General features: G+C 65.7%; 18 protein-coding genes and 1 pseudogene. 13 read left to right on the top strand and 6 right to left on the bottom strand.

The features are described 5' to 3' along the window. Positions 1-200: 200 nt before the first annotated feature. From purL to PSm6_RS04425, 3 genes are all read left to right on the top strand, one after another. A complete protein-coding gene (gene purL, locus PSm6_RS04435; protein WP_021220805.1) occupies positions 201-4097 on the top strand; it encodes a phosphoribosylformylglycinamidine synthase in 3897 nt (1298 codons plus the stop codon). Then, a complete protein-coding gene (locus tag PSm6_RS04430; RefSeq protein ID WP_021220804.1) occupies positions 4075-4389 on the top strand; it encodes a CDGSH iron-sulfur domain-containing protein in 315 nt (104 codons plus the stop codon). The genes purL and PSm6_RS04430 overlap by 23 nt, the downstream gene beginning before the upstream one ends. A 214-nt stretch (positions 4390-4603) precedes the next feature. Continuing rightward, a complete protein-coding gene (locus PSm6_RS04425) occupies positions 4604-4921 on the top strand; it encodes a YqfO family protein (protein WP_043240153.1) in 318 nt (105 codons plus the stop codon). A gap of 151 nt (positions 4922-5072) precedes the next feature. On the opposite strand, the gene PSm6_RS04420 is transcribed toward PSm6_RS04425, so the two are convergent. Beyond that, positions 5073-5576 carry a L,D-transpeptidase family protein gene (locus PSm6_RS04420; protein ID WP_265169656.1) on the bottom strand — a complete coding sequence of 168 codons (504 nt, stop codon included), beginning with the start codon at positions 5574-5576 and terminating at the stop codon, positions 5073-5075. A 40-nt stretch (positions 5577-5616) separates the two neighbouring features. Continuing rightward, positions 5617-6171, bottom strand: a complete 555-nt coding sequence (locus PSm6_RS04415; protein WP_021220801.1) for an NUDIX hydrolase — start codon at positions 6169-6171, stop codon at positions 5617-5619. A gap of 156 nt (positions 6172-6327) precedes the next feature. Here PSm6_RS04415 and PSm6_RS04410 point away from each other — a divergent pair, with 156 nt between their 5' ends. The 5 genes from PSm6_RS04410 (at position 6328) to PSm6_RS04390 (ending at position 9843) form a co-directional block, all read left to right on the top strand. Beyond that, positions 6328-6930 carry a CoA pyrophosphatase gene (locus PSm6_RS04410; protein WP_021220800.1) on the top strand — a complete coding sequence of 201 codons (603 nt, stop codon included), beginning with the start codon at positions 6328-6330 and terminating at the stop codon, positions 6928-6930. A 172-nt stretch (positions 6931-7102) separates the two neighbouring features. Beyond that, positions 7103-7627: a gamma carbonic anhydrase family protein gene (locus PSm6_RS04405; protein WP_021220799.1), complete on the top strand. Its 525-nt coding sequence runs from the start codon at positions 7103-7105 to the stop codon at positions 7625-7627. Next, on the top strand, positions 7627-7827 hold the full coding sequence (locus PSm6_RS04400) for a DUF1289 domain-containing protein (RefSeq protein WP_021220798.1): 201 nt from the start codon (positions 7627-7629) through the stop codon (positions 7825-7827). Before PSm6_RS04405 ends, PSm6_RS04400 begins: the two co-directional genes overlap by 1 nt. Before the next feature lie 61 nt (positions 7828-7888). Continuing rightward, the gene (purT, locus tag PSm6_RS04395; protein ID WP_265169655.1) at positions 7889-9070 is read left to right on the top strand and encodes a formate-dependent phosphoribosylglycinamide formyltransferase; all 1182 of its coding nucleotides are present in this window, start codon (positions 7889-7891) and stop codon (positions 9068-9070) included. A 44-nt stretch (positions 9071-9114) separates the two neighbouring features. After that, positions 9115-9843: an SGNH/GDSL hydrolase family protein gene (locus tag PSm6_RS04390; RefSeq protein ID WP_371877107.1), complete on the top strand. Its 729-nt coding sequence runs from the start codon at positions 9115-9117 to the stop codon at positions 9841-9843. Positions 9844-9861: 18 nt separating this feature from the next. On the opposite strand, the gene PSm6_RS04385 is transcribed toward PSm6_RS04390, so the two are convergent. From PSm6_RS04385 to PSm6_RS04375, 3 genes and pseudogenes are all read right to left on the bottom strand, one after another. Then, entirely contained in the window at positions 9862-11175 is a 1314-nt protein-coding gene (locus tag PSm6_RS04385; protein WP_021220795.1) for an MFS transporter, read from the bottom strand. Between the two features lie 289 nt (positions 11176-11464). After that, a pseudogene (locus PSm6_RS04380) lies at positions 11465-12103 on the bottom strand (transporter associated domain-containing protein); the annotation flags it as partial. 184 nt (positions 12104-12287) lie between these two features. Next, the gene (locus tag PSm6_RS04375; protein ID WP_021220793.1) at positions 12288-13088 is read right to left on the bottom strand and encodes a cytochrome C assembly family protein; all 801 of its coding nucleotides are present in this window, start codon (positions 13086-13088) and stop codon (positions 12288-12290) included. Positions 13089-13245: 157 nt separating this feature from the next. On the opposite strand from PSm6_RS04375, the gene ffh reads away from it, so the two are divergent. The 5 genes from ffh to rplS all read left to right on the top strand — a co-directional run bounded on the left by ffh (position 13246) and on the right by rplS (position 16769). After that, positions 13246-14622, top strand: a complete 1377-nt coding sequence (gene ffh / locus PSm6_RS04370; RefSeq protein WP_021220792.1) for a signal recognition particle protein — start codon at positions 13246-13248, stop codon at positions 14620-14622. 194 nt (positions 14623-14816) lie between these two features. After that, positions 14817-15068: a 30S ribosomal protein S16 gene (gene rpsP, locus PSm6_RS04365; RefSeq protein ID WP_021220791.1), complete on the top strand. Its 252-nt coding sequence runs from the start codon at positions 14817-14819 to the stop codon at positions 15066-15068. Positions 15069-15076: 8 nt separating this feature from the next. Then, positions 15077-15613: a ribosome maturation factor RimM gene (gene rimM, locus PSm6_RS04360; RefSeq protein WP_021220790.1), complete on the top strand. Its 537-nt coding sequence runs from the start codon at positions 15077-15079 to the stop codon at positions 15611-15613. 10 nt (positions 15614-15623) lie between these two features. Continuing rightward, positions 15624-16376: a tRNA (guanosine(37)-N1)-methyltransferase TrmD gene (gene trmD, locus PSm6_RS04355; protein WP_043240177.1), complete on the top strand. Its 753-nt coding sequence runs from the start codon at positions 15624-15626 to the stop codon at positions 16374-16376. 42 nt (positions 16377-16418) lie between these two features. Next, on the top strand, positions 16419-16769 hold the full coding sequence (gene rplS, locus PSm6_RS04350; protein WP_043240180.1) for a 50S ribosomal protein L19: 351 nt from the start codon (positions 16419-16421) through the stop codon (positions 16767-16769). 88 nt (positions 16770-16857) lie between these two features. Here the strand turns inward: rplS and PSm6_RS04345 are convergent, their stop codons facing one another. Continuing rightward, positions 16858-20487, bottom strand: coding sequence for a transporter substrate-binding domain-containing protein (locus PSm6_RS04345; protein WP_265169653.1), 3630 nt, complete (start codon positions 20485-20487; stop codon positions 16858-16860). Positions 20488-20495: the final 8 nt, after the last annotated feature.

Genomic DNA, 20495 nt, shown 5'->3' with positions numbered 1-20495 from the left:
ATCCTTGCCATATCTCGACAGTGGAAATCTTCTCTGCTAGCCGCAGGCCCCCGGGGGAGGGCGTTTGCGGCCGGCGGGCGCTTGCCCTGCCGCTCCTCGGATGGCCGCTTCGAGCGCGACGGCACGGGTGCCGGAATCAGGCGCTTTGCGCTAGAATGCACGGCCTCTAAGCACACCCCTTCCCAGAGGCTGTCCAGAAGATGTTGATCCTGCGCGGTGCCCCCGCCCTTTCCGCTTTTCGCCACGGCAAACTGCTCGAGCAACTGACCCAGAAGGTTCCCGCCGTCACCGGTCTGTATGCCGAGTTCACCCACTTTGCCGAAGTCACCGGCGTGCTCACCGCCGACGAGGAAAAGGTCCTGGCGCGTCTGCTCAAGTACGGGCCCAGCGTCCCGGTGCAGGAGCCTGCGGGCCGCCTGTTCCTGGTCCTGCCGCGCTTCGGCACCATCTCGCCCTGGTCGAGCAAGGCCACCGACATCGCCCGTAACTGCGGCCTGGCCAAGATCGAGCGCATCGAGCGCGGCATCGCCTACTACGTGGCCGGCCAGTTCTCCGATGCCGAGGCGCAGCTGATCGCCAGCGCCCTGCACGACCGCATGACCCAGCTGGTGCTGGGCGCCCTGGAAGAAGCTTCCAGCCTGTTCAGCCACGCGCAGCCCAAGGCGCTGACCGTGGTCGACATCCTCGGCGGTGGCCGCGACGCACTGGCCCGCGCCAACGTCGAGCTGGGCCTGGCCCTGGCCGAAGACGAGATCGACTACCTGGTGAAGAGCTTCAACGAGATGGGGCGCAACCCCCACGACGTCGAGCTGATGATGTTCGCCCAGGCCAACTCCGAGCATTGCCGCCACAAGATCTTCAACGCCAGCTGGGATATCGACGGCCAGGCGCAAGAGAAGAGCCTGTTCGGCATGATCAAGAACACCTACGAGATGAACAGCGAAGGCGTGCTGTCCGCCTACAAGGACAACGCGTCGGTCATCGAGGGCTTCACCGCCGGCCGCTTCTTCCCCAACCCGGGTACCCGCCAGTACGGCGCGACCGAGGAAGCGGTGCACATCCTGATGAAGGTGGAAACCCACAACCACCCGACCGCCATCGCGCCCTTCCCCGGTGCCTCCACCGGCTCCGGTGGCGAGATCCGCGACGAAGGCGCTACCGGTCGTGGCGCCAAGCCCAAGGCCGGCCTGACCGGCTTCACCGTTTCCAACCTGCAGATCCCCGGTTTCGAGCAGCCCTGGGAGAAGCCCTACGGCAAGCCCGAGCGCATCGTCACCGCGCTGGACATCATGATCGAAGGCCCTCTGGGCGGCGCCGCGTTCAACAACGAGTTCGGCCGCCCCGCGCTGAACGGCTACTTCCGTACCTTCGAGCAGGCCATCGACACCCCCCACGGCGAAGAAGTACGCGGCTACCACAAGCCGATCATGCTCGCCGGCGGCATGGGTAACATCCGCGCCGAGCACGTGCAGAAGGGCGAGATTTCCGTTGGCGCCAAGCTGATCGTCCTCGGCGGCCCGGCCATGCTCATCGGCCTGGGCGGCGGTGCTGCTTCCTCCATGGCCACCGGCTCCAGCTCCGCCGACCTGGACTTCGCGTCCGTCCAGCGCGACAACCCCGAGATGGAGCGTCGCTGCCAGGAAGTGATCGACCGCTGCTGGCAGCTGGGTGCCGAGAACCCCATCAAGTTCATCCACGACGTGGGTGCCGGCGGCATCTCCAACGCCCTGCCGGAACTGATCAACGACGGTGGTCGCGGCGGCCGTTTCGAACTGCGCGCCGTGCCCAACGACGAGCCGGGCATGAGCCCGCTGGAAATCTGGTGCAACGAATCCCAGGAACGCTACGTGATGTCGGTGGACGCCGCCGACTTCGAGCGCTTCAAGGCCATCTGCGAACGCGAGCGCTGCCCCTTCGCGGTGGTCGGCGAGGCCATCGAGGAGCCGCACCTGACCGTCGCCGACAGCCACTTCGGCAACAAGCCGGTGGACATGCCGCTCAACGTCCTGCTCGGCAAGCCGCCGCGCATGCACCGCAGCGTCAGCCGCGAAGCCGAGCAGGGCGATGACTTCAACGCCGCCAGCGTCGACATCGCCGATGCCGTGAGCCGTGTACTGCGTCACCCGGCCGTGGCCAGCAAGAGCTTCCTGATCACCATCGGCGACCGCACCATCACCGGCCTGGTCGCCCGCGACCAGATGGTCGGCCCGTGGCAGGTTCCGGTGGCCGACTGCGCCGTCACCGCCACCAGCTTCGACGTCTACACCGGCGAGGCGATGGCCATGGGCGAGCGCACTCCGCTGGCCCTGCTGGACGCCCCGGCCTCGGGCCGCATGGCGGTCGGCGAGACCGTCACCAACCTGGCCTGTGCCAGCATCGAGAAGATTTCCGATATTCGCCTGTCCGCCAACTGGATGGCCGCTGCCGGCCACCCGGGCGAGGACGCGCGCCTGTACGACACGGTCAAGGCCGTGGGCATGGAGCTGTGCCCGGCGCTGGGCATCACCATTCCGGTGGGCAAGGACTCCATGTCCATGAAAACCCGCTGGCAGGACGAGGGTGTGGACAAGTCCGTCACCTCGCCGCTGTCCCTGGTGATCACCGGCTTCGCCCCGGTGCAGGACATCCGCCGCACCCTCAACCCGCAACTGCGCCTGGACAAGGGCGAGACCGACCTGATCCTGGTCGACCTCGGCCGCGGCCAGAACCGCATGGGCGGCTCCATCCTCGCGCAGACCTTCGCCAAGCTCGGCCAGGCCGTGCCGGACGTCGACGACGCCGAAGACCTCAAGGCCTTCTTCGCCGTGATCCAGGGCCTGAACCAGGACGGCCTGCTGCTGGCCTACCACGACCGTTCCGACGGCGGCCTGCTGACCACCGTGCTGGAGATGGCCTTCGCCGGTCACTGCGGCCTGGACCTGCAACTGGACGCCCTGGCCGATGCCGCCGACGAGCTGCCGGCCGTGCTGTTCAACGAAGAGCTGGGTGCGGTCATCCAGGTCCAGCAGGGCGCCACGCCGGAAGTGCTGGCCCAGTTCAGTGCCGCCGGCCTGGGCGACTGCGTGGCCGTGATCGGCCAGCCGGTCAACGGTGCCGACGTCGCTATTTCCTTCAACGGCGAGCCGGTGTTCGCCGGCGAGCGCCGCCTGCTGCAGCGCCAGTGGGCCGAGACCAGCTACCAGGTCCAGCGCCTGCGCGACAACGCCGCCTGCGCCGACCAGGAATTCGACGTCCTGCTGGATGAAGACAATCCCGGCCTGTCGGTGAAGCTCAGCTTCGACGTCAACCAGGACATCGCCGCTCCTTATATAAAGAAGGGCGCGCGTCCCCAGGTCGCCGTACTGCGCGAGCAGGGCGTCAACGGCCAGGTGGAGATGGCTGCGGCCTTCGACCGTGCCGGCTTCGCCGCCATCGACGTGCACATGAGCGACATCCTCGCCGGCCGCGTCAGCCTGGAAGAGTTCAAGGGCCTGGTGGCCTGCGGTGGGTTCTCCTACGGTGACGTGCTCGGCGCCGGTGAGGGCTGGGCCAAGTCGGTCCTGTTCAACGCCCGTGCCCGTGATGGCTTCCAGGCCTTCTTCGAGCGCAAGGACAGCTTCGCTCTCGGCGTGTGCAACGGTTGCCAGATGATGTCCAACCTGCACGAGCTGATCCCCGGCAGCGAGTTCTGGCCGCACTTCGTGCGCAACCGCTCCGAGCAGTTCGAGGCCCGCGTGGCCATGGTCCAGGTGCAGGAGTCGGCGTCGATCTTCCTGCGTGGCATGGCCGGTTCGCGCATGCCCATCGCCATCGCCCACGGCGAAGGCCATGCCGAGTTCGAAAGCGAGGAAGCCCTGCTGGAAGCCGATCTGTCCGGTTGCGTGGCCATGCGCTTCGTCGACAACCACGGCAAGGTCACCGAAGGCTACCCAGCCAACCCGAACGGCTCGCCCCGTGGCATCACCGGCCTCACCAGCCGCGATGGTCGCGTGACCATCATGATGCCGCACCCGGAGCGCGTGTTCCGTGCCGTACAGAACTCCTGGCGCCCCGACGAGTGGCAGGAAGACGGCGGCTGGCTGCGCATGTTCCGCAATGCCCGCGTCTGGGTCGACTGACGACGCCGGCGAGCGCCCTCTCTCCACCACGGAGGAGGGCGCGTCGCTACCGGAGGTGCGCCGGGTCGAGCCCGGCGCCACTCTGCTGCTGTGCCGCTGCGGGCTTTCGCCCCGGCTTCCCGATTGCCCGTCCGACTGCGCGCAGGGCCTCTCGCTTCACATCGAACGCCAGCACTTGCTCATCCTCTGCCGCTGTGGCCTCTCGCAACGCCTGCCGTACTGCGATGGCAGCCACGCACCCGCCGCGCCTTCGCTGAAGGACAAGTGGCGCCGGTTCTGGCAGGGCGACTGATCGCCCACACGGCTCGCAACCCCACCGCAAAGCACTCCGTACGAGAGCGGCCTTATGGCCAACGGCTCTATCCCTGCGCTGAACACTTTGACCGGCGGTCAGTCGAATGCCGGTATCGTGACGCTGGTCGCGACAAAGTATTGGCGAATTGCCATCGTCCGATGGCATCATCTGGCCACTAGCGTCCAGCCTGTAATTGCCTACGGAGTAATTGATGTACAAGCTGTGCTTCTACGTTCCGGAATCCCATCTGGAGCCGGTCAAGAAAGCGGTCTTCTCGGCGGGGGGCGGCCGCATCGGCGCCTATGACAGTTGCTGCTGGCAAAGCCTAGGGCAGGGCCAGTTCCGCCCGCTGGCCGAAGCCGATCCCTTCATCGGCCAGGCCGGCCGGGTGGAGCATGTATCCGAGTGGAAGGTGGAGATGGTGGTGGCCGACGAGCTGATCCACGATGCCGTGCGCGCCCTCAAGCAGGCCCACCCCTACGAGACGCCGGCCTATGAGGTCTGGCGCCTGTCCGACCTGGTGTTCTGACTCCGTACTGGGTTGCCGCCCGGCCTTTGTAGGGTGGGTAGAGCGCAGCGAAACCCACCGTCTTAGTGCTGTGGCTCGCCCGGTGTGTGCGGGACATTGCCAATAAAAAAGGCGCCTCAGGGCGCCTTTCATGTCTGTCGCTCCCCTCACATCAGGGGCGGATCTCGATCAGCGTGCCGTCCTTCACCAGGCTCCAGATCTCGCGCATGTCGGCGTTCTTCATGGCGATGCAGCCTTCGGTCCAGTCCAGGGTGTGGAAATACCACTCGGGGTATTCCTCATCCAGCGGGGTGCCGTGGATCATGATCATGCCGCCGGCGGGCACGCCCTTGTCACGGGCCTGCAGGGAGTCGCGGGCGTTGGGGTAGGAGATGTGCATGGCCAGGTTGTACTTGTCGCTGGTCTTGCGCCAGTCGATCCAGTAGAAGCCTTCTGGCGTGCGCTGGTCGCCCTCGCGCAGCTTCGGCCCCTTGGGCTGCTTGCCCAGGGAGATGCGGTAGCTCTTGAGGATGTTGCCGCGGTTCATGAGCAGCAGCTTGCGCTCGGACTTGACCACCAGCACCTTGTCGATGCCCTTGCCTTCGAGGCTGGGGGCGGCGCTGGCGTGGGACAGGGAGGTAAAGCAAAGGATCAAGGCAACGAGCAAACAGCGCATTTCTACAGCATCCCCAGAGTGTTCGAATTCGGCAGTACGGTCAGGCTTTCTTGTAGTAGGCCAGTAAGGGCGCCAATGGCTCGTTGCGGACCGGATAGACCTGCTCGACACGGTCGGCGAAGTAGCATTCTAAGGTACGCCCGACAGTCGGAAAAGCCAGCTCGGACCAAGGGATGTCGGCTTCGTCGAAGAGTTTCACTTCCAGGCTTTCTTCGCCGGCCGAGAAGTCCAGGTCCTCCAGTTCAGCGAGGAAGAAGGTGTACACCTGGCTGATGTGCGGCAGGTCGAACAGGGTATAGAGCTGCAGGTTGCGCACCCGCGCGCAGGCCTCCTCGGCGGTTTCGCGGGCGGCGGCCTGTTCCATGGTCTCGCCGTTCTCCATGAAGCCGGCGGGCAGGGTCCAGTAGCCCTTGCGCGGTTCGATGGCGCGGCGGCACAGGAGCACCTGCTTGCCCCAGACCGGTACGCAGCCGGCGACGATGCGCGGGTTCATGTAGTGAATGGTGTGGCATAGCTCGCAGACATGGCGCAGGCGATTGTCGCCTTCGGGGATGCGCTGGATCACGGGGCCGCCGCACTGGCTGCAGAACTTCATCGGGAATCCTCGGGGTCGAGGGCGCAATCTTGGCGCGGCTCATGCCTCGACGGCAAGCGGGACGGGGGCTGCGCTTGCCTCGAACGTCGGTTCGGGGGTTGGGCGGCCTGCGGGTTCGTGCCATGATGCCCGGCAGAATAAAAGCCGAGACTGTCCATGTTGGATGACCTGCACCGCCGTGTGCGGAGCTACTCCCCGAAGACGCTGGTGACCGACCGCACGTTCCCCGAGGCGGCGGTACTGGTGCCCATCACCCGCAGCGCCGAACCCGAGCTGGTGCTCACCCTGCGCGCCAGCGGCCTGTCCACCCACGGTGGCGAAGTGGCCTTCCCTGGTGGCCGACGCGACCCCGAGGACCGCGACCTGATCCACACCGCCCTGCGCGAGGCGGAGGAGGAGATCGGCCTGCCGCCTGGCCTGGTCGAGGTGATCGGCCCGCTCAGTACCCTGGTCTCGCGCCATGGCATCCAGGTCACGCCCTATGTCGGCTTCGTGCCCGACTACGTGGAATACAAGGCCAACGACGGCGAGATCGATTCGGTCTTCAGCGTGCCCCTGGAGTTTTTCCGCAGCGACCCCCGCGAGATGACCCACCGCATCGACTACCTCGGCCAGAGCTGGTACGTGCCGAGCTACCAGTTCGGCCAGTACAAGATCTGGGGCCTTACCGCGATCATGGTGGTGGAGCTGGTCAACCTGGTCTTCGATGCCGGCATCGAGATGCGCGAGCCGCCGGCCACCTTCGTCAAACTCAGCTAAGCCCCGTATGTCAGGCCGTTGAAAAGCGTGGACGAGGCCGACGATGCAAGGCGAAAACGGCCGAGAAAGCGCGGTTTACGCGGTGTAAATGAGCATTTTTTGGGCGTTTTCAACGCCGCAGCGGCAACGCAGTTAGTTTTTCAACCGCCTGATCCTGATAGAGGAGCGCCTGATGAAATACCGCTTGGGCAACGCCCGTGTCGAAACCCATCCCGACAGCTGGATCGCCCCCGACGCGGCGGTGATCGGCAAGGTCCGTCTCGACGCTGGCGCCAGCGTCTGGTTCGGCGCCGTACTGCGCGGCGATAACGAACTCATCCATATCGGCGAGAACAGCAATGTGCAGGACGGCACCGTCATGCACACCGACATGGGCTTCCCGCTGAACATCGGCAAGGGCGTGACCATCGGCCACAACGCCATGCTCCATGGCTGCACCGTCGGCGACTACAGCCTCATCGGCATCAACGCCGTGATCCTCAACGGCGCCAAGATCGGCAAGTACTGCATCATCGGCGCCAATGCCCTGATCCCCGAAGGCAAGGAAATTCCCGATGGCTCGCTGGTCATGGGTTCGCCCGGTAAAATAGTCCGCGAGCTGACCGAGCAGCAGAAGAAGATGCTCGAAGGCAGCGCCGCGCACTACGTGCACAACGCCCAGCGTTATGCACGGGGACTGGTCGAACAGGAAGATTGATGGAACGTGAACGCCCCGTCGCCTCGCCCTGCGTGCATGTCTGCGCGCTGGACGATGATGACATCTGCACCGGCTGCCAGCGCAGCGTCGACGAGATCACCCGCTGGGGGCGCATGGACAACGCCGAGCGCCGCGAGGTGCTGGTGCGCTGCATGGAGCGTGCGCGGGCCGGTGGCCAGTTCCTGATCCAGCCCCACTGAAGCGGCGGCGGTACCTGCCCGCCGCCCGAGCGAATACCTTTCATCTTTCGAGGAAACACCGATGCCCCGTATTGGAACCCCGCTGTCGCCGAGCGCGACCCGTGTACTGCTCTGCGGCTCTGGCGAGCTGGGCAAGGAAGTGGTGATCGAGCTGCAGCGCCTGGGCGTCGAAGTGATCGCCGTCGACCGCTACGAGAACGCGCCGGCCATGCAGGTCGCCCATCGCAGCCACGTCATCAGCATGCTTGACGGCGAGGCCCTGCGCCGCGTCATCGAGCTGGAGAAGCCGCACTACATCGTGCCGGAGATCGAAGCCATCGCCACCGCCACCCTGGTGGAGCTGGAGGCCGAAGGCTACACCGTGATCCCCACCGCGCGCGCTGCGCAGCTGACCATGAACCGCGAAGGCATCCGTCGCCTGGCGGCCGAGGAGCTGGGCCTGCCCACCTCGCCGTACCACTTCGCCGACACCTTCGAGGATTACTGCGCCGGCGTCGCCAGCGTCGGCTACCCCTGCGTGGTGAAGCCGATCATGAGCTCCTCCGGCAAGGGCCAGTCGGTGCTCAAGAGCGACGACGACCTGCAATACGCCTGGGATTACGCCCAGGAAGGCGGCCGCGCCGGCAAGGGCCGCGTGATCGTCGAAGGCTTCATCGACTTCGAATACGAAATCACCCTGCTCACCGTGCGCCATGTCGGTGGCACCACCTTCTGCGCGCCCATCGGTCACCGCCAGGTGAAGGGCGACTACCACGAATCCTGGCAGCCCCAGGTGATGAGCCCCAAGGCCCTGGCCGAGTCCGAGCGCGTGGCCAAGGCCGTGACCGAGGCCCTGGGCGGCCGTGGCCTGTTCGGCGTGGAGCTGTTCGTCAAAGGCGACGAGGTGTGGTTCAGCGAAGTGTCGCCGCGCCCCCATGACACCGGCCTGGTCACCCTGATCTCCCAGGAGCTGTCCGAGTTCGCCCTGCATGCCCGCGCCATCCTCGGCCTGCCGATTCCGGTGATCCGCCAATCCGGCCCGTCCGCCTCGGCGGTGATCCTGGTGGAAGGCAAATCCACCGAGATGAGCTTCGGCAACCTCTCTGCGGCCCTGGCCGAGCCGGACACCGCGCTGCGCCTGTTCGGCAAGCCGGCGGTGGACGGTCAGCGTCGCCTCGGCGTGGCCCTGGCCCGCGACGAGTCCACCGACCTGGCCCGTGTCAAGGCGACCCGCGCGGCCCAGGCCGTCGACGTCAAGCTGTGAGCCGAGGGGCCGGGTTGCTCTGGTGGGCATCGGCGCTGGCGCTGATGCCCCTGGTGCTGCCCCAGGCCCTGTACACCAAGCGCACCGCCCTGCGCCTGGCCCCTGCCGCTGGCCCCGATCACGGGCTGGTGGGCGCGGAATTTGCGGGTGAACCCCTGCGCATCCTCCTGATCGGCGAATCCACCGTTGCCGGAGTCGGTGTCTCCTGCCTGCAACTGGCCTTGCCGGGGCAACTGGCGGCGGCGCTTTCCCGGCAGTTGCAGCGCCCGGTGGCCTGGCGCGCCTGTGGCGAGAACGGCATCACCGCGAGCGAGGCTTGTGAGCGCCTGTTGCCGCAGGTGCAGGACGTGCCGGTGGACCTGGTGCTGCTGGTCTTCGGTGTCAACGACACCACTCATTTCAGTTCCACCGCTGCCTGGCGCGAATCCCTGCGACGCCTGGCTGCCCCCTTCATGCCGCGGGGCGTCGAGGTGGTGTTCGCCGCCGTTCCCCCCTTGCAGCACTTCAGCGCCTTGCCCTGGTTGTTGCGCCGCCTGCTGGGCTGGCGTGCGCGCTTGCTCGACATGCAGGTGCGGGCATTGGCTGACGAGTTGGGGGCCGAGCACTGCGCGGCGAGCATCGCCATGCAGGCCGACTACCTGGCGCTGGACGGCTATCACCCGTCACAGCTGGGGTGTTCGGTCTGGGGCGGCTTGCTGGCGGAGTGGATCGTGCGGGCGGGGAGGGTGGCGCCGGCTGCCAGCCGCCTCGTCGAAGAGACGGCTGGAGCCTGACGCCCAAGGGGCGAGGCCTTAGCGCACCGCGCCCAGGTCGTCGTCGCGGGTTTCCTTGAGGCAGAGCACCGCCAGCAGGCTGAGTGCCGCCGCCACCGATACGTAGCCACCGACCCAGGACAGGCCACCCATGGCCACCAGCTTCTGGGCGAAAAAGGGTGCCACCGAGGCGCCGACGATGCCGCCGAGGTTATAGGCCGCCGAGGCGCCGGTGTAGCGCACGTGGGTGGGGAACAGCTCTGGCAGCAGCGCGCCCATGGGGGCGAAGGTCACGCCCATGAGGAACAGTTCGATGCTGAGGAACAGGGTGACCGAGAGGGTCGAGCCCTGGGTCAGCAGCGGCTGCATGGCGAAGCCGGAGAGGATCGCCAGCGTACAGCCCACGATCAGCACCGGTTTGCGCCCGTAGCGGTCGCTGAGCCAGGCCGACAATGGCGTCGCCGCTGCCATGAACAGCACGGCGAAGCACAGCATGCCGAGGAAGCTTTCGCGGCTGTAGCCGAGGCTGCCCACGCCGTGGCTGAGGGAGAACACGGTGGAGATGTAGAACAGCGCGTAGCACACCACCATCGCCAGGGCGCCGAGGACGATCGGGCGCCAGTGGCTGCCGAAGGCTTCGAGCACCGGCATCTTCACCCGCTCGTGCTGGGCCATGGCCTTGGCGAAGACCGGCGTCTCCTCCAGCTTCAGGCGCACGTAGAGACCGACCATCACCAGTGCGGCGCTGAGCAGGAAGGGGATGCGCCAGCCCCAGGCGCGGAACTGCTCGTCGCTCAGGCACAGGGCCAGGGTGAGGAACAGGCCGTTGGCGGCGAGAAAACCGATGGATGGGCCGAGCTGGGGGAACATGCCGAACCAGGCGCGCTTGCCGGGCGGGGCGTTCTCGGTGGCCAGCAATGCCGCGCCACCCCACTCGCCGCCGAGGCCCAGGCCCTGGCCGAAGCGCAGCAGGCAGAGCAGGATCGGCGCCCAGGCACCGATGGTGTCGTAGCCGGGCAGTACGCCGATCAGGGTAGTGGAGGCGCCCATCAGCAGCAGCGAGGCGACCAGGGTGGATTTACGCCCGATGCGGTCGCCGAAGTGGCCGAACAGCGCCGAGCCCAGCGGCCGGGCGAGGAAGGCGATGCCGAAGGTGAGGAAGGCCGAGAGCATCTGCGCGGTGCCGGAGGTCTGCGGGAAGAACACCGGGCCTATCACCAGGGCGGCGGCCGTGGCGTAGATGTAGAAGTCGTAGAACTCGATGGCGGTGCCGATGAAGCTGGCGGTGGCGACGCGGGCCGGCGAGTTGGCCGGTGTCGTGTTCGCAGCGTCGCTCAAGGTGGCGGTGGTCATCAGAGGGTCCCCTGTCAGTCGTCGCGGCCATCACGGCCCGACGGAGTCTCATGGCTGTCGTGTTGTGCTGAGGGAAGGGGATGATGCGGCGGGTCGCCGGACCAGGGGCCTTGCTGGCTGCGGACGGGCCTGTGGGGCCGTGGCAGGTGGTTCTCAGGCGGTCAGCGGGGCTGGCCGATGGCGCGTGGGCGGATAGCCGCGGCGGCCGAGGGGGCTGGGTAAGCCCGCGGGGATTATAGGAAGCGGCGGAAAACCACGGCAAGGGACCTCGACCAAGGTCGCAGGGGTGTCAGGCGCGCCAGGCCAGCACGCGCTGTACGCGGTTCTCGCCGGACTGGAGGATCTCCAGGCGGTAGGGGCCGATCTTCAGGCACACACTGGTGTCGGGAATCTGCTCCAGGGCCTCGGTGATCAGGCCGTTGAGGGTCTTCGGCCCTTCGCAGGGCAGGTGCCAGCCGAGCACGCGGTTGAGTTCGCGCAGGTGCAGGGAGCCGTCCAGCTCGAAGCGGCCGTCTTCCTGGGGCTGGATCGCCGGGTTGGGGGCGAGGTCGTCGAGGCTGCCGAATTCGCCGATCAGTTCCTGGAAGATGTCCTCCAGGCTGACCAGGCCGATCACGTCGCCATACTCGTCGACGACGATGCCGACCCGGCGCTGTTCCTTCTGGAAGTTCACCAGCTGGGTGAGCAGCGGGGTGCTTTCCGGCACGAAGTAGGTTTCGCGGCAGGCCGCCAGCAGGTCTTCGGCACTGACGCCATCCTGGGGCAGCAGGCGGGCGACCTGGCGGATGTGCAGGATGCCTTCGACCTGGTTGATGTCTTCGCGGTACACCGGCAGGCGCGTATGGGTGGCGGTGCGCAGCTGTTCGAGGATGCGTTCTGGCGACTGGCTGACGTCGATGCCCTGGATCTCGCTGCGCGGAATCATGATCGCGGCGATGGACACGCGCTGCAGGGCTTCGGTGAGCGAGGAGGGCAGGCGCGGCGTCGCTTCGGGCTCCACCTGCACCGGGGCACGACGTCGACGGGAGAGGCTCCAGGCCAGCACGGAGCCGGCGAGGGAGGCGAGCAGCAGGCCGAGCAGCAGCCCGGCGATCAAGCCGTCGATGGGCATCTCAGATATGCAGGATGAATTCGCGGACCAGCTTGCTACCGAAGTAGGCAAGCATCAGCAGGCAGAAGCCCGCCAGGGTCCAGCGGATGGCCTTGTGCCCGCGCCAGCCGAGCTGGTGGCGGCCCCACAGCAGTACGGCGAACACCACCCAGGCGATGCACGACAGGATGGTCTTGTGCGCCAGGTGCTGGGCGAACAGGTTGTCGACGAACAGCCAGCCGGAGAGCAACGACAGCGACAGCAGGGACCAGCCGGCCCAGAGGAAGCCGAACAGCAGGCTCTCCATGGTTTGCAGTGCCGGGAAGTTGCGGATCAGTCCCGAGGGGTGCTTGTGCTTGAGCTGGTGGTCCTGGAGCAGCAGCAGCAGCGACTGGAACACGGCGATGGTGAGCATGCCGTAGGCCAGGATCGACAGCAGGATATGCGCCAGGATGCCTGGCTCCTCGTCGATCGCCTGCACCGTCCCGGAGGGGGCGAAGGCGGCCAGCAGGACGGTCAGCATTCCCAGTGGCAGCAGCAGCAGGAGAAGGTTCTCCACCGGTATCCGGGCAATGGCCAGCAGTGTGAGGAAGATCACGGCTGCGGCAATCAGGCTGGCGGCGTTGAAGAAGTCGAGGGTCAGGCCCACCGGGGTGATCAGCTGGATATAAAGGCTGAGCGCATGGGCGACGAGTGCCAGGGAGCCGACCAGAACCAGCAGGCGCTTGTCCGGCGTGGTGCGCTGGCGAAGGCGCAGGCCCTGGTAGGTGGTGGCGCCGGCATAAAGGAAGGCAGCCAGGAGGCTGGGCAGCAGAGGGTGCATAAGTCCTTGTAAGGCAAGCCCGAAAGGCGCTGAGTTTGGCACAGATGAGGGGGCTCACGAAAGACCGCAGGCGGTGTCGGCGCTGGCGACACTTCGCTATAATCCGCCGCTTGCCGCAAGCTCACCCTCGGTTCGGACGAACCTGAAAGGAACGTGCATGTTCGAAAATCTTACAGACCGCCTCTCGCAGACGCTGCGCCATGTCACCGGCAAGGCCAAGCTGACCGAGGACAACATCAAGGACACCCTGCGTGAAGTGCGCATGGCCCTGCTCGAGGCCGACGTTGCCTTGCCCGTGGTCAAGGACTTCGTCAACAAGGTCAAGGAACGCGCCGTCGGTACCGAGGTATCGAAGAGCCTGACGCCGGGCCAGGCGTTCGTGAAGATCGTCCAGGCCGAGCTGATCGAGCTGATGGGCGTGGCCAACGAAGACCTGTCCCTGGCTGCCGCCCCGCCCGCCGTGGTGCTGATGGCCGGCCTGCAGGGTGCGGGCAAGACCACCACCGTCGGCAAGCTCGCGCGCTTCCTCAAGGAGCGCAAGAAGAAGTCCGTGCTGGTGGTGTCGGCCGACGTCTACCGCCCGGCGGCGATCAAGCAGCTGGAAACCCTGGCCGCCGATATCGGCGTGACCTTCTTCCCCTCCGACATCAGCCAGAAGCCGGTGGACATCGCCGAGGCCGCGATCCGCGAAGCCAAGCTGAAGTTCATCGACGTGGTGCTGGTGGACACCGCCGGCCGCCTGCACATCGACGGCGAGATGATGGCCGAGATCCAGGCGCTGCACGCGGCGATCAAGCCGGTGGAAACCCTGTTCGTGGTCGACGCCATGACCGGCCAGGACGCCGCCAACACCGCCAAGGCCTTCGGCGAAGCGCTGCCGCTCACCGGCGTGGTGCTGACCAAGGTCGACGGTGACGCCCGTGGCGGTGCCGCGCTCTCCGTGCGCGCCATCACCGGCAAGCCGATCAAATTCCTCGGCATGGGCGAGAAGAGCGAAGCGCTCGATCCCTTCCACCCGGACCGCATCGCCTCGCGCATCCTCGGCATGGGTGACGTGCTCAGCCTGATCGAGCAGGCCGAGCAGGGCATGGACCGCGAGAAGGCCGAGAAGCTCGCGAAGAAGATCAAGAAGGGCAAGGGCTTCGACCTCGAAGATTTCCGCGACCAATTGCAGCAGATGAAGAACATGGGCGGCCTCGGCGGCCTCATGGACAAGCTGCCCATGCTCGGTGGCGTCAACCTCGCGCAGATGGGCAATGCCCAGGGCGCGGCGGAGAAGCAGTTCAAGCAGATGGAAGCGATCATCAACTCGATGACGCCGCTGGAGCGCCGCGACCCTGAAGTCATCAGTGGCTCGCGCAAGCGCCGTATCGCCCTCGGCTCCGGCACCCAGGTGCAGGACGTCGGCCGGCTGATCAAACAGCACAAGCAGATGCAGAAGATGATGAAGAAGGTCACCGCCAAGGGCGGCATGGCCAAGATGATGCGCGGCATGGGCGGCATGTTCCCCGGCGGCGGCATGCCGAAGATGTAAGTGAAAGCGCTGCAAGCGATCAGTTGCCGGGCCTCCGGCAGCTTGAAATCTGCGGTTTGCAGCGACCACCGACAGGTGGCTGGTAAAAGAGATTTGCAATCGGCCGCATAATCCTTAGAATATGCGGCCTTTCGGGCCCATGGCCCATGTGTGTGCACAGCTTGAAAAGCACCGACCTATAGGAACGAAGTTCAATGGTAACCATCCGTCTTGCTCGTGGCGGCTCCAAGAAGCGCCCCTTCTACCACCTGACCGTGACCAACAGCCGCAATGCGCGCGATGGTCGCTTTGTTGAGCGTATCGGTTTCTTCAACCCGGTCGCCTCGGGTGCCGAAGTGAAGCTCTCCGTGAATCAAGAGCGCGCCACCTACTGGCTGAGCCAGGGCGCCCAGCCGTCTGAGCGCGTTGCTCAGCTGCTGAAGGAAGCTGCCAAGGCTGCTGCCTAAGCAACTTTATGAGCACGACGCCGGCACAGGCCGAGGACCTCATCGTTCTTGGCAAGATCTTTTCGGTGCATGGCGTACGGGGCGAGGTGAAGGTGTATTCCTTTACCGATCCGCTGGATAACGTGCTCGATTACCGCCGTTGGACGCTTAAACGCGACAACGAGGTAAAGCAGGTCGAAGTGGCCAGTGGACGCTTGCACGGCAAGGTCCTGGTAGCAAAGCTGAAGGGGCTCGATGATCGCGAAGTCGCTCGTACTTTCGCGGGCTTCGACATTTGCGTGCCCCGCAGCGAGCTGCCGGAACTCGAAGGTGACGAGTACTACTGGCATCAGTTGGAAGGTCTCAAGGTCATCGACCAGCAGGAGCAATTGCTCGGCGTCGTCGATCATCTGCTGGAGACCGGCGCCAACGACGTGATGGTGGTCAAGCCCTGCCCCGGCAGCCTCGATGATCGTGAGCGCCTGTTGCCCTATACGGCGCAATGCGTGCTGACGATCGACCTGGAAACAGGCGAGATGCGGGTGGATTGGGACGCTGACTTCTGAGTTGCATGACATGAAAAGCATGCAGGTCGAGGTCATCAGCATCTTTCCGGAGATGTTCGCCGCCATCAGCGAATACGGCATTACCAGCCGAGCGGTAAAGCAGGGTCTGCTCAAGCTGACCTGCTGGAACCCGCGGACCTTCACCGAGGACCGCCACCAGACGGTGGACGATCGGCCCTTCGGCGGCGGCCCAGGCATGGTGATGAAGATACAGCCCCTGGAGCGGGCCCTGGCAGCAGCCAAGGCGTCGGCCGGGGAGCAGGCGAAGGTGATCTACCTTTCGCCGCAGGGCCGCCAGCTCAAGCAGGAGGCCGTGCGCGAACTGGTGCAATCGGAATCCATGATTCTGATCGCCGGTCGCTACGAAGGTATCGACGAGCGCTTCATCGAAGAGCACGTCGACGAAGAATGGTCGATTGGCGACTACGTATTGTCCGGCGGTGAGCTGCCGGCAATGGTGCTGATCGACGCGGTGACGCGGTTGTTGCCCGGTGCACTGGGCCATGCGGACTCCGCAGAGGAAGACTCGTTCACGGACGGCCTCCTCGATTGCCCGCACTACACCCGGCCTGAGGTGTACGCGGACAAGCGTGTTCCTGATGTGTTGCTTAGTGGCAACCACGAACACATCCGGCGTTGGCGTTTGCAGCAGTCCCTTGGTCGGACCTGGGAACGTCGTGCCGATCTTCTGGATAGCCGCTCGCTTTCTGGAGAAGAGAAGAAGCTGTTGGCGGAATACATCCGTCAGCGGGACGATAGTTAACGTATCGATGGCAGGCCGGTGGCTTGTCTTAGGAGCGCAGCGATGACCAACAAGATCATTCAGCAAATCGAAGCTGAACAAATGAACAAAGAGATCCCGGCTTTCGCCCCCGGCGACACCGTGATCGTGCAAGTGAAAGTAAAGGAAGGCGACCGTCAGCGTCTGCAGGCCTTCGAAGGTGTTGTCATCGCCAAGCGTAACCGCGGCCTGAACAGCGCTTTCACCGTTCGCAAGATCTCCAACGGCGTAGGCGTAGAGCGTACTTTCCAGACCTACTCCCCGCTGGTTGACAGCCTGAGCGTCAAGCGCCGCGGTGACGTGCGCAAGGCCAAGCTGTACTACCTCCGCGACCTGTCCGGCAAGGCAGCTCGCATCAAGGAGAAGCTGGTCTAAGGACTGCTTCCCTCAAAAGCCCGCCCCGGGAAACCGCGGCGGGCTTTTTGTTGGGCCGAAGAAAGCGCTGCCGGTTGCGCCGGCGAAATCAGGCCGTGCTCATCTCGCCCAGCAGGCTGTGTTCCAGGCGCTCCAGTTCCGCCCGCAGCGCGGCGACTTCGGCGAGCAGTTCGTCTTCGCTGCCTTCTGCCTCGCAGAGTGCTTCAAGGGATTCGCAGCAGGCGATGAGCGGGCCGGCATGGACGATCTTCGCGGCGCCCTTGATCTTGTGCGCCACCTCGGCGATTGCCTGCCTGTCGCCGTCGTCGAGAAAGCCCTGCATCAACGCCATGTCGTTACGGTTGCTGTCCAGCAGGGTATCCAGCAGGCGCATGCGCAGCGCCGGGTCGCGTCCAGCCAACCGCTCGAATTCCTTCAGGTTGCAGGCGGCGGGCATGTGCGCGGTCAAGACGGCCCGTGGCGCGATGCCGACCAACTGGGCCGCCAGTTCCCCGAGGCTGATCGGCTTGAACAGGCAGGCGTCCATGCCCGCCTGGCGGCAGCGTTCGTGCTCCTCGTTCTGTGCGTTGGCGGTGTAGCCGATGAAGCGACAGGGTGTCAGTGCGTCGCGGCGCTCGAGATTGCGAACGGCCCGGGCGAGGTCGTAGCCATTCATGATCGGCATGTTGCAGTCGCTGATCACCAGGTCGAATTGCTGCCGTTGCCATAGCTCCAGGCCGCTGGCGCCGTTATGGGCCTCGTTGACCCGATGACCGAGGAAGATCAGCTGCTGCTTGAGCAGTTCGCGGTTGGCCGGGTGGTCGTCCACCACCAGTACGTCGAGGCTCTGCTGGGGTGCGGCGATCTGCGCAACCGGGCTCGCTTCCTTGCGTGGCAGCGGGTCGAGTATCTGCAGAGCCAGTTCCACGGTCACGCAGGTGCCGTGGCCGGGCCGGCTGGTCATCTCGATGCTGCCACCCATCATTTCGCACAGGGTTCGGCTGATGACCAGGCCCAGGCCGGTGCCGCCGATGGTGTTGTTGGGCTGCTGCTGGCCCTGGCTGAAGGGCTGGAACAGTCGCTCCAGGTCCTCGGGCTCGATGCCCTGGCCGCTGTCCTCCACGAGCAGCGTCAGCTCCAGGCGCTTGTTCGCGATTGCCTGGGCGGCAACCTTGAGAGTCACCCGGCCGCGTTCGGTGAACTTGATGGCATTGCTGACGAGGTTGGACAGCACCTGCTTGAAGCGCAATGGGTCCAGCAGTACGTCGACGCCTGCCTTGGGGTCGAACTCCAGCCTCAGGGCCAGGCTCTTCTGCCGCGCCAGCCCGTCGAATACCCGCACCACCGCCTCGACCTCTTCGCGGAGGTTGCAGCGCACGGGGCTCAGGTTGATGCGCCCGGACTCGATGCGGGCGATGTCGAGGATGTTGCCGATCAGCTCCAGCAGGTTGTTCGCCGAGTCGTGGGCGATTTCGATGGCCTGGCGGTCGAAGTGGTCCTGGTCGGCGCGCTGCAGGGCCAGTTCGAGCATGCCGATCACCGCGTTCATCGGCGTGCGGATCTCATGGCTCATGGTGGCGAGGAAGGTGCTTTTGGCGCGGCTGGCCTCATCGGCGCGCTCCTTGGCTTCCTGCAGGTCGGCCACCAGGCGCAGGCGTTCGGTGATATCGATCCAGCCACCGACCACGCCCCTGATGATCCCCCGGGAATCACGGAACGGCTCGATCCAGTGATAGATGCTGAAGGGCTCCCCCTTTTGGCTCAGGTGGTGGTCGGCCTGCATGCCCTGGCCGCTTTCCATCACCGCGTGGTAGTCCTCCAGCATCTGCGGTGAACAGCTGTCGTCACCGAAGAGCCCGTCCAGAGGCGGTGCGCCGATGGCTTGCTCCCGTTCGATGGAGAGCGCCTCCAGGTAATTGTCGTTGCACAGCAGCAGATGGTTGTCCCGGTCGCGCACATAGATGGGGTGGGGCGTGCCGTTGATCAGCGTCTCCATCAACTGCAATTGATCGTTCAATGCCCGCTCGGCGCTGGCGCGCAGTTTCATCTGGCGTCGCAGGTAGGCGTTCCAGATCAACGACACGCTAAGTAGCAGGCCCACCACGCCACTCACCTGGTAGATAAGCCTTTCATAATCGCGCCAGGCGGGCTTGGCCACCTCCACCGTGGAGCGCCAACGCTGGTTGACCAGCACCGCCAGCTCGTCCGGCGGAATGTTGACCAGGGTTTTGTCGAGCACCGACAGCAGCTCCAGGTCGCCACGGCGCAGGGCGAATACCGTGGACTCCAGTTGCTGGGGCACCACATCGGATATCCACAGGCGCTCGTCGAAGAAGCGCTGGACCAGGTGCTCGGCGACCGTGCCGGGGAGGATCGCCGCATCGGCGCCCCCATCCGCCGTGATGGTCAGTGCCTCGTGCATCGAGTCGTACTCCAGGGGCACGAGGCGGGGATAGCTGGCCAGCAACCATTTCACCAACTGCGGGGTGCGGGGTAGCGCGACGCGTTTGCCATTCAGGGACTCCAGGTCCACCGAGCGGGTATCGCTGCGGCGGGTGACAATCACCAGCCCGGCGTTCATATAGGGGCGGGTGTAGGCCAGGTCATCGGTGGTGCTGGCCGCCGGATTGAACGCCCCGATCAGGTCGGCCTCACCCGCCTTCAGCTTCTCCACCATCTCCTCCTGGCTGGAGGTGCGGATGATCTCGAAGCGCAGCCCCGTGCGCATGCGCACCTGATCGAGGACGTCGGCAGTGATGCCGTGGTAGTTGCCGTCGCTGTCGAAGAAGCTCACCGGCGACAGGTTGCCGAAGGTCGCGATGCGCAGCACCGGATGCAACAGCAGCCAGCGCTGCTCCTGCTGGGTGAACACCAGGTTGGACTCGGACAGCAGCGGGCCGTTGCCGCCGCTCCAGCGCTTGAGCAGCTGCCCCTGGCGCTCCGGCGGGATGCTGGCCAGTGCGGCGTTGATCACCTTCAGCAGCTCGGGCTGGTCGCTACGCATGGCGAAGCCGAAGCCGCTGCTGGGCATCTTGCTGTAGCCGGCCAGGCGCAGGCGGCCGGCCTGGGTCTGGTTGAGCAGGTAGTTGGCCATCACCAGGTCACCCAGGTAGAGGTCGGCGCGGCCCAGGGCCACGGCGCGCAGGGCCGAGCGCGGGTCGGGTTCGGTGCTGACCCGTGCCAGGGGATAGTGCGCGCGGATCTTCTCCAGGGGCTGGTAGTCGGCCGGCATCACCAGGTGCATGCCGTTGAGGCCGGGCGACAGCGGGCGGCGCTCGTCATCGCGACTGACCAGCACCGGCTGGTCCGGCGCGTAGGTGTCGCTGAGCAGCAGTTGGCGATTGGCCGTCTCGTAGGTGTTGGAGGCGCTGAGCAGGTCGATGCGGCCATCCACCAGCGCCAGCAGGGCCTCTTCCCGGTTGCGGAAGCGCAGCACCTTGATGTCGATGCCGAGCTTGTCGGCTATCACGCCGGCGACGTCGGCGGTGAGGCCTTCGAAGTCGCGACCGCTGCTGGTGATGTCGAAGGGGGGCAGGTCCGCGCCTATGCCCAGGCGCAGCTCGCGCTTGTCCCGCAGCCAGCGCCAGTCCTGCAGCTCCAGGGTGGCCTTGGCATCGGTGGGCAATGGGCGGCTGAGCAGTGGCAACTGCTCGTCAGCGGATAGGGGAGGCGCGAGCAGGGTCAGGAGGAAGCCGGCCAGGGCGCCCAGCAAGGGGCGGGCGAGTGGCGATCTGTGCATGGGGCTTT

The sequence above is a fragment of the Pseudomonas solani genome, assembly GCF_026072635.1.
Lineage (GTDB): Bacteria > Pseudomonadota > Gammaproteobacteria > Pseudomonadales > Pseudomonadaceae > Metapseudomonas > Metapseudomonas solani.
This window is presented reverse-complemented; position numbering and strand designations above follow the sequence as displayed.